This window comes from Aquificaceae bacterium (genome assembly GCA_037481935.1).
Taxonomy (GTDB): Bacteria; Aquificota; Aquificia; order Aquificales; family Aquificaceae; genus Pampinifervens.
The window spans coordinates 93,946-102,205 of the sequence record JBBFKQ010000008.1; the positions used below are offsets into that span (position 1 = coordinate 93,946).

Consider the following 8,260-nt stretch of genomic DNA (forward strand, 5'->3'; position numbering starts at 1 on the left):
GATATAATCTGGCTGTGATGCTCCTTGTCTTTTTGTTGCTTTACGCTGGTGTATCTCTTGCCCTTGACCTGAAAAGTGCCATAAACTCCGCCATAGAAAACAGCCCCTACATAAAGGGTCTTCCCTCAGAGGGGCTTATCTACGAAGGAAAAAGGCTCAGCTACCGCTCTGGGCTAAATCCCAGTCTTTCCGTGGAGGCTGGTAACTTTGGCACCTCAAAGGAGGGCTTTTCAAAAGCACCCATATACGGCATAACTTATACGCAACCTCTATCCTATCCAGCCCTCTTCAGAAGCGCTGGTGAAGTCTACAGACTTCAGAGCATAGCCCTACAGCATCGCATAGAGTCTGAGAAGAACAGGCTCGCTCAGGATGTATACCTGCTCTTCTATCAGGCTCTGTATACAAAGGAGCTTTTAAAGGTGGCAGAAGAGGAGCTAAGGCTTCAGAGGGAGATAAGGGATTTTGTAGAGAGAAGCTTCAGGCTTGGAGAGACCACCAGGCTTGAACTACTTCGTGCTCAGAGGGAACTGGAGCTACTTGAGGGCGATAGGCGTCTTGTAGAGTCTAAATACAGAGCCCTGCTCGGGGAGCTTTCTACGCTAACCGACAGAGATGTGATGGATGTGGAAGGCGAACTGAGCCTTCCCCAGTGGGCGCACATGGACCTTGAAGAGACGCCCCTTTTTGCCTACTACAGGGCAGGTATTCAGAGTCTGTCAAAACAGATGGAGGTGGAGAGGGTGCTTTCAAAACCCTCTTATTCTGTGAGCATTACTGCAGAAAAAGTGGCGGACAGAGAATACGGCCTTCGGGCAGGTCTGGTGGTAAACCTTCCCCTCCTTTACAGAAGGCAGGGTGAGATGCTTGAACTTATGGCTCAGCAAAATCTTCTCTCTGCAGAGGCGGAAACTCAAAAGCAGAAAGCCCTGGCTCAGCTCAGGTCTGCAAAGACCCAGTTTGAGCAGATAAGAAGAGAGGTAGAAAAGATAGAAAAAGAACTGCTTCCAGAAGCTCAGAAGGAGCTGGAACTTGCCATAAAAAGCTACAAGCTCCGGACTATTACCCTTCTGGAGCTGTCCCAGACAAGAAGGAGCTACTATGAGCTTCTCAAAAGAAGGCTTGAGCTCATGCTTCAGGCACATACAGAATACGCAAAGGGAATTACCTACGGAGGGTCAAAATGGTGTGGTTGTTATTGATTCCCTTTATGGTGCTGGCTCAGGTCATGAGGGTAGACCAGGCGACGGTGCAGAAGCTGGGAATAAGGACGCAGAAGGTAAGGGTAGAAAGCCACAGCCCGGAAACACGAGCACCAGCACAGTTAAAGGCAGATATGGGTAAGAGCGTGGAGGTATACTCGCCCCTTGAGGGTGTGGTTAAAAGGCTTTATGTAAGGGAAGGAGACAGGGTCAGAAGGGGTCAACTTCTTGCAGAGGTTTACTCCCCGAGGATTGCAGAGCTTAGTGCACAGATTCGTATGGCACAGGTAAGGCTTCAGACCGCAGAAGAGGCCCTCAAGAGAGAGGAGCTTCTCTACAAAGAGGAGGTAATTCCATACGCAAGGTATTTCTCCGCAAAGGTGGAATACGACAGAGCTCTTGCTGAATACAGAGCTCTCTTGCAGAGCAGGGATTCACTTGGAGAAACAAGGGGGGATAACCTGCTTGTGAGAAGTCCGGGGGCTGGCGTGATGGTGGAGCAGAAGGCAGTGCTTGGCTCCTCTGTAGGCCTCGGGAGCCCTCTGTTTAAGGTTCAGGACTTTTCAAGGCTCTGGGCTTACGCCTACGCAGAGCCAGGTCTCAGGGTAGAGGGCAGGAGCTATTTAGAATACGAGGGCAAGCTTTATCCTGCAGTTCTTGAGTGGGTCTCTCCGAGGCTTGACCCTGCTACGGGAAAACAGGTTCTTCGCTTTGTGGTGGAAAACACAGACGGGAAGCTAAAGGAAGGCCTCAAGGCACAGATAATCCTGAGGGGAAAGGAGCAGAAAGGTGTCTGGCTTCCTGCCAGCGCCTTGCAGAAGGTAAGAGGAGAGCATGTGGTCTTTGTGAGGGTTCAGGATGGCTTTGAGGTCAGAAAGGTGAGGGTTATTCTCTCCTCCGGTGAGAAGGTGCTGGTGGAGGGTATTTCTGACGGAGAGGAGGTGGCGGTGAGCGGAGTCATATTCCTCAGAGCACAGGCAGAAAAATGATTAGACAGCTCCTGGTATACAGGCTTTTTGTGCTTCTTCTTGCTCTTGTGGTGGTAGTGTATGGAGTTTACAGCTTCCTAAAAATACCCGTAGACACCTTTCCAGACCCAACTCCCACTCAGGTGGTAATATACACGGAAACTCCGGGCCTGTCTGCAGAGGAGACAGAGGTTCTGGTCACAAAACCCATAGAGTCCGCTCTTTCTGGCATAAAGGATGCACAGCTGGTGCGTAGCATAAGCCTGCCAGGGCTTTCCTACGTGACTGTCTTTTTCAGAGATGGCACAGATATATACTTTGCCAGAAATCTGGTTTCTCAAAAGCTCTCGGAGGTTCAGGGGCTCTTGCCTCAGGGTATGGCTCCACGAATGGGTCCCAACACCTCAGGTCTTGGAAACGTCATGTTCTACATCCTGCAGGATACCACAGGCATATACAGCTTAGAAGACCTTAAAACCCTTCAGGAATGGAGAGTCAAACCCATCATAAAAGCAGTTGACGGCGTTGAAGAAATATCTCAGTGGGGACCGGATAAGGTATATCTGGTAAAGGTGGACACACAGAAACTGCTTCAGCACAACCTAAGCCTGCAGGACATAATTAAGGCCCTTGAGGAATACGGGCAGATAGCTGGTGGTGGCTTCCTTCAGTCTCCAGAGGGGGACCTGGTGGTCCGTGGTCTTGGAAGGTTCAGAAGTGTGGAGGACCTCCTCAGGGTGCCAGTAAAGAAAACAGAGAATACTTATGTGCTTCTGCGGGATGTGGCAGACGTGGAGCCGGGAGAGCTTCCCAACAGAAGGGGCGCTTTCACCTTTAACGGACAGGAGGTGCAGGGCAACATAGTGCTTAAAAGGGTCAGCACAAACACCATGGAACTGGTGGAAAGGCTCAAGGGAGCCATCGAAGAGGCAAAAAAGGTGCTACCGCAGGGTGTGGACATAAGGGTCATATACGACCAGGCCTATCTCACGCAGAAGGCAGTAGGAACCGTAGAGAGGGCGCTTATAGAAGGTATGGTGCTCATAACCATAGCCATAGCCCTTTATCTGTGGAACCTCAGGGTTGCACTGCTTGTGGTCCTGTCCATTCCCTTTACCCTTCTTATAACCTTTTCCCTCCTGAAAAACCTTGGCATCTCCGCAAACCTGATGACTATGGGAGGGCTTGCCATAGGGCTTGGCCTCTTTGCAGATGCCAGCGTGGTGGTGGTGGAGAACATTTACAGGCACCTTTCAGAAAACAGGCAGGCTTCAAAGACCACTCTTGTAATAGAGTCTGTGCAGGAGATAATAAAACCCCTGACCTTTGCCATTCTCATCATTGCTGTGGTCTTTCTACCCATCTTTACCTTTGAGTCAGTGGAAGGCAAATACTACAAGCCCTTAGCCCTTACCATAATACTTGCCTTGCTCTCCTCCCTTGCAGTGGCTCTCCTCTTTATGCCCGTGCTCTCTTACTGGCTTCTGAGAGGGGGAAAAGAGGAAAATGCTCTCTTTGCTTTCTTACGCAAAAAGTATGTTTCCCTTCTTTCCCTGGCTTTTAGAGTGAGACCTGCAGTGCTACTTCTTACTCTGGCTTCCTTTATCTTTTCCCTTTTTCTCCTATGGAGAACTGGCAAAGAATTTGCCCCACCCCTTGAGGAGGGGGCGCTGCTGGTAAAGTCCTTCCTTGACTCCAACGTTTCCCTTGAAGAGGCAAAGAGAGTGGCAAGCCTTGTGGAGAGCACAGCCCTGAAATACCCCGAGGTAGTTCACACCTTTTCCAACATAGGAAGGGCTGAGGTGGGAGAGCCAGAGGATGTGAGCTACATAGAGACCTTTATAATCCTCAAGCCTGCCAGCCAGTGGCAGAGCTTTAAAAGCAGGCAGGAGTTTGAGGAGCTCCTCCGTGAAGAACTCAAGAATGTGCCCGGCGTGGAGTTCAGCTTTACCCAGCCCATACAGATGAGAATTGACGAGCTTCTTTCAGGAGTAAAGGCAACCCTTGCCATAAAGATATTTGGGGAGGACCTCCAGAAGATAAACGAGCTGGCTGGAAAGATAGAAGAGCTTGTGGCGCATACAATGGGTGCGGTGGACGTGGAAACGGAGGCTCAGGCAGGAAAGCTACAGCTCAGGATAGTTCCCAGAAAGGATATGCTCCAGAAATACGACCTTACAACTCAGGACATAATGAAGGTAATTTCCTACTACCTTGGCGGTGCAGAGGTTGCACAGCTCCAGGAGGAAACTATACTCTTCCCGGTGGTTCTTAGCCTGAAGGAAAAGACCCTTGAGGAGGTAAAGGCTCTGCCCGTGCTTATGCAGGATGGGAGTTTGCTTAAGCTCTCGGATGTGACAGAGGTCTACATTGCGGAGGGCTATAACAAGATAAGAAGAGAGAACGGCATGAGGTATGCCCTTGTGCAGAGCAACCTGTCTGGAAGAGACCTCGGAGGCTTTGTGCAGGATATAAGAACAAAGATAGAAAAGAACATAAAGCTCCCTGAGGGCTACTACATAGCCTTTGGAGGGCAGTTTGAGAACCAGGAAAGGGCAATGAAAAGGCTTGCGGTGGCAGTGCCTCTGGCAATAGGCCTCATATTCCTGCTTCTTTATGTTAACTACGCTTCCATCAGAGATGCCCTCGTGGTGATGCTGAACGTGCCCTTTGCGGTGGTTGGGGGTGTCTTTGCTCTCTATTTTTCTGGTTACAGTCTTTCTGTGCCTTCGGCAGTGGGCTTTATAGCAGTCTTTGGCATTGCAACCCTGAACGGAGTGGTGCTTATATCCTATGCAAAGAGCCTCATAGAAGAGGGTGTGCCCGTGCGAGAAGCCCTCCTTCAGGCAGGTTCAAGAAGGCTAAGACCCATACTTATCACCGCCACCGCCGCTTCCCTTGGACTCCTTCCCATGCTACTGAGCAGAGACATAGGCTCAGAGGTTCAAAAGCCCCTTGCAGTAGTGGTCATAGGGGGCATATTTACTTCTACTATGCTTACCCTTATAGTTCTGCCACTGGTCTATGAGCTGGTGGCTGGGAGGAAGAAAGATGGAGCTCATTAAACTGCATCCACCCTTTACGCATTTTGCCATAGCCATGCCCCTTGCCCTTCTGGTTATTGACCTCTATTACCGGATAAACAGAAAGGAACCGGACAGCCTTCACATGCTCTTTAGTTTTATAGCCAGCCTCTCCGTGCTTTCTGCTGCGGTGAGTGGAATGATAGCCTACGAGCCCATAGAGGAAAAGCTCTATGAGATAAACATCTTCTCAACCCACAAGAATATGGGGCTTTTGCTGGCAGTTTACTTTATCTTTCTCTTTGTTGTGAGGCTGGTCCTTTCAAAAAAGCCCTTAATGAGAAACCTCTTTACCCTTATGCTCCTTCTGGGGGTTTCTCTTCTTTTCTTTCAGGGAAACCTGGGGGGTTCAATAGTTTATGACCATATGGTAAGGCCATGGCTTGAAAAGCAATGATTCTGTGTGTTAGAATTTAAAGGCGGGAGGTGGAATATGGAGCTTTACTGCGATGGAGAAAGGGTCTACCTTTCAAGAAACTACAGAGTTGAAGGATTTTCAAAGAAGGAACTGCTGGAAAGCTCCAGGTATGAGGTTGTATGGCAGTCAAATAAGCTTTCTGAAACTCCTAAGATACTCACCAGCACAAGATACCATCTTTTAGGCGCAGGTGGCTCAAAGCTGTTCAGGATGGACAGAAGAAGCGGGGAGAGCGTGGAGCTGGAGGCAGGAAATGAGATAAAGGATGTGGCCAGCAACCTCAGAAATGTCTTCTTCCTCACGGCGGAAGGCCTCTACAGGGTGTCTGCAGAGAGGTTTGCGGATGCAGAAGTTGTGAGAATGCCTGTGTCAGACCTTTTAGATAAACCTCTCAGGTCTCTTGCTCTTGCGGGGAAAAACCTCTATATTCTTGCTGGAAACTTCATCTGCAGAGTAAGCATAGATGGAGAACTCTTATTCCAGAGGACGCTCACAGATGGTCTTAAGGTCCTCCCCCACTACGATGGATGTGTGATCATAAGGAAGGGGGAGCTCCTCTACTTTACAGAGGACCTTGAGGTTCTCTCCAGTGGAAGCTTTGAAGGTGAGTTTGTAAAGGCTGAGCATGGAGCCTATCACACTCTCCTTCTTACAGACAGAAATTTTGGAGTTTACGGGAAGACGGGCAAAAGGTATGCCCACGTGGAGGATGCCCATTATATTAGCTTTGCCGAGGGGCTGAACCATGTTTATTTCCTTGACAGAGATGGAACTGTCAGTTATAGCGGTAAGAAGGACCTACTGGGGGATAACTTTCAGGAGATAGACCTGACAACCCTTGTGGCTATTATAATGGCCTCACTCATGCTTGTTGAAAAAAGAGGAAATAATGTGCTAATAAAGGAGGAAAAAGGCTACATAGACGTGCAGATAGAGGGAAGGGTCGTATCTGTGGAAGATATTATCCTGGCGCTCTCCAAATACTTTCCGGAGGTGTTTTACCTCTACAGAAATCCTGGCTACTACGAGGAGATTGATGCCTTCGCCCAGAAATTTGACCTGTTCAGAGTGGTAGGTAAAGATGTGAGGCTTAACTCGGAGCTACTTGAGAGACTTATCCAGATGCACTCAGGCTTTAGGGCCTTCGAAGAGGATATAGTCAGGTCTCTTCTTTCCCTGTAGGGTTTTACATGCCCCAGAGACCCTTCCTGTTCTCCCTTGCATACCTCTGCGCCTGCAGAAATCTCTCCTGATACTTCACGTTGGGGGGTATGGTGTAGACCATGGCGTAGCCCTCTTTTACAAGAACCTCATTGAGCATCCTGCCATCAGACAGCCACACATAAGCTAAAAGCCTCCCGTAGCGGTCTGTTTTCTGCACATCAAACTCGAGATAAACGGTTTCACCCTTCGGGAGCATCTTCTTTGTGAATTCTGCGGACAGCTTACCCATCTTGACTATTTCCTCGAGGCTCTGACCCGTCCTTTCTGCATCCCTTCTTGCCTTTGGGTTTTCCCTGCTTTCAGGCGTGTCCACCCCTATGAGCCTCACCTTAACCTCCTCACCAGAGCCCAGCGTGCAGTGAAAGGTATCACCATCCACCACATAAGCTACCTTACAGGGCGTGGTGTTTTCCACTGGAGGCTTAGAGGGTTGGCTCTTACCGCAGGAAAATAAGAACAGGAGAGCAAGTAGAAGGCTCAAAAAGCTATTCCGCATAGGTTGATATTTTAAACTGTATGCATTTTTATCTGACCCTCGGGGAGTTGTAAGCGTCAAATCCATCCAGTGCTATAATCCTCCCATGTCCTCAAAAGACAAAACCCTAAGAAGCATCTTTGACGAGCTCCCCCTCAGACTGAGCCACATACTATCCCCTGCTCCCATCACAGAGCTACTCCCTACCACCCTGCCCTCCTCTGAACTCAGACTGGACTTCCTCGCAAAACTCCAAAACCAGACCATCTTCCACATGGAGTTTCAGTCTTTTAATGACCCAGACATGCCATGGAGAATGCTACGATACTACACATCCATAGCAGAGAGGTATAAAACAAAGAACATAAAACAACTACTTGTCTATGTGGGCAACGAAAGGCTAAGCATGAAGGACACTCTGGAGCTTGAGAACCTCACCTTCAGGTATGACATGCTTGACATAAGGCAGATAGACTGCAGGGAGCTTCTGGAGAGCCAAGACCCTGGGGACAGGATAATAGCATGCCTGTGCAGAGTGGAGGATGAGGAATATCTGATAAGGAAGCTCCTTGAGACTATGGAAGGCATGAGGGATGAGGAGAGGAAGGACTTTATGGTGAAAGTCTTGACACTGACAGAGCTAAGACCTAACTTAAGGGTAAAGCTCTCAGAGGAGGTCAGGCACATGCCCATAGTGGTCAGACCAGAGGACATAAAACTGCCAGAGAGTGAACTCAGAAAAGACCTTCTCTACAGTCTGGGGCTTGAGGAAGGACTTCACAAAGGCAAACAACTCGGGCTTGAGGAGGGGCTTCACAGAGGCAAACAGCTTGGGCTTGAGGAGGGTCTTTTGCTGGATGCACAGGAGATGTTGCTTACAGTGATAGAGA

General features: G+C 49.2%; 7 protein-coding genes. 6 read left to right on the forward strand and 1 reads right to left on the reverse strand.

Going from position 1 to position 8,260, the window contains the following annotated elements; translation table 11 throughout:
* The first annotated feature begins 17 nt into the window (after positions 1-17).
* From WHS43_07985 to WHS43_08005, 5 genes are read left to right on the forward strand one after another with little or no spacing between them, the layout of a single operon-like run.
* Complete coding sequence (locus WHS43_07985) at positions 18-1,202, forward strand: TolC family protein (GenBank protein ID MEJ5339577.1); 1,185 nt, start codon at positions 18-20, stop codon at positions 1,200-1,202.
* Positions 1,184-2,191, forward strand: coding sequence for an efflux RND transporter periplasmic adaptor subunit (locus WHS43_07990; protein MEJ5339578.1), 1,008 nt, complete (start codon positions 1,184-1,186; stop codon positions 2,189-2,191). Before WHS43_07985 ends, WHS43_07990 begins: the two co-directional genes overlap by 19 nt.
* The gene (locus tag WHS43_07995; protein ID MEJ5339579.1) at positions 2,188-5,235 is read left to right on the forward strand and encodes a CusA/CzcA family heavy metal efflux RND transporter; all 3,048 of its coding nucleotides are present in this window, start codon (positions 2,188-2,190) and stop codon (positions 5,233-5,235) included. Before WHS43_07990 ends, WHS43_07995 begins: the two co-directional genes overlap by 4 nt.
* Entirely contained in the window at positions 5,222-5,650 is a 429-nt protein-coding gene (locus tag WHS43_08000; GenBank protein ID MEJ5339580.1) for a DUF2231 domain-containing protein, read from the forward strand. The genes WHS43_07995 and WHS43_08000 overlap by 14 nt, the downstream gene beginning before the upstream one ends.
* 36 nt (positions 5,651-5,686) lie before the next feature.
* On the forward strand, positions 5,687-6,853 hold the full coding sequence (locus tag WHS43_08005) for a hypothetical protein (protein MEJ5339581.1): 1,167 nt from the start codon (positions 5,687-5,689) through the stop codon (positions 6,851-6,853).
* A gap of 4 nt (positions 6,854-6,857) precedes the next feature.
* Here WHS43_08005 and WHS43_08010 read toward each other — a convergent pair whose 3' ends face one another.
* On the reverse strand, positions 6,858-7,391 hold the full coding sequence (locus WHS43_08010; GenBank protein MEJ5339582.1) for a thermonuclease family protein: 534 nt from the start codon (positions 7,389-7,391) through the stop codon (positions 6,858-6,860).
* Positions 7,392-7,476: 85 nt separating this feature from the next.
* On the opposite strand from WHS43_08010, the gene WHS43_08015 reads away from it, so the two are divergent.
* Positions 7,477-8,260: hypothetical protein (locus WHS43_08015; GenBank protein MEJ5339583.1), on the forward strand; the 784-nt coding region annotated here is incomplete at its 3' end.

Coding starts and splice junctions, on each gene's coding strand:
- WHS43_07985 (MEJ5339577.1), top strand. CDS start 18: ATGCTCCTTGTCTTTTTGTTGCTTTACGCTGGTGTATCTCTTGCCCTT.
- WHS43_07990 (MEJ5339578.1), top strand. CDS start 1,184: ATGGTGTGGTTGTTATTGATTCCCTTTATGGTGCTGGCTCAGGTCATG.
- WHS43_07995 (MEJ5339579.1), top strand. CDS start 2,188: ATGATTAGACAGCTCCTGGTATACAGGCTTTTTGTGCTTCTTCTTGCT.
- WHS43_08000 (MEJ5339580.1), top strand. CDS start 5,222: ATGGAGCTCATTAAACTGCATCCACCCTTTACGCATTTTGCCATAGCC.
- WHS43_08005 (MEJ5339581.1), top strand. CDS start 5,687: ATGGAGCTTTACTGCGATGGAGAAAGGGTCTACCTTTCAAGAAACTAC.
- WHS43_08010 (MEJ5339582.1), bottom strand. CDS start 7,391: ATGCGGAATAGCTTTTTGAGCCTTCTACTTGCTCTCCTGTTCTTATTT.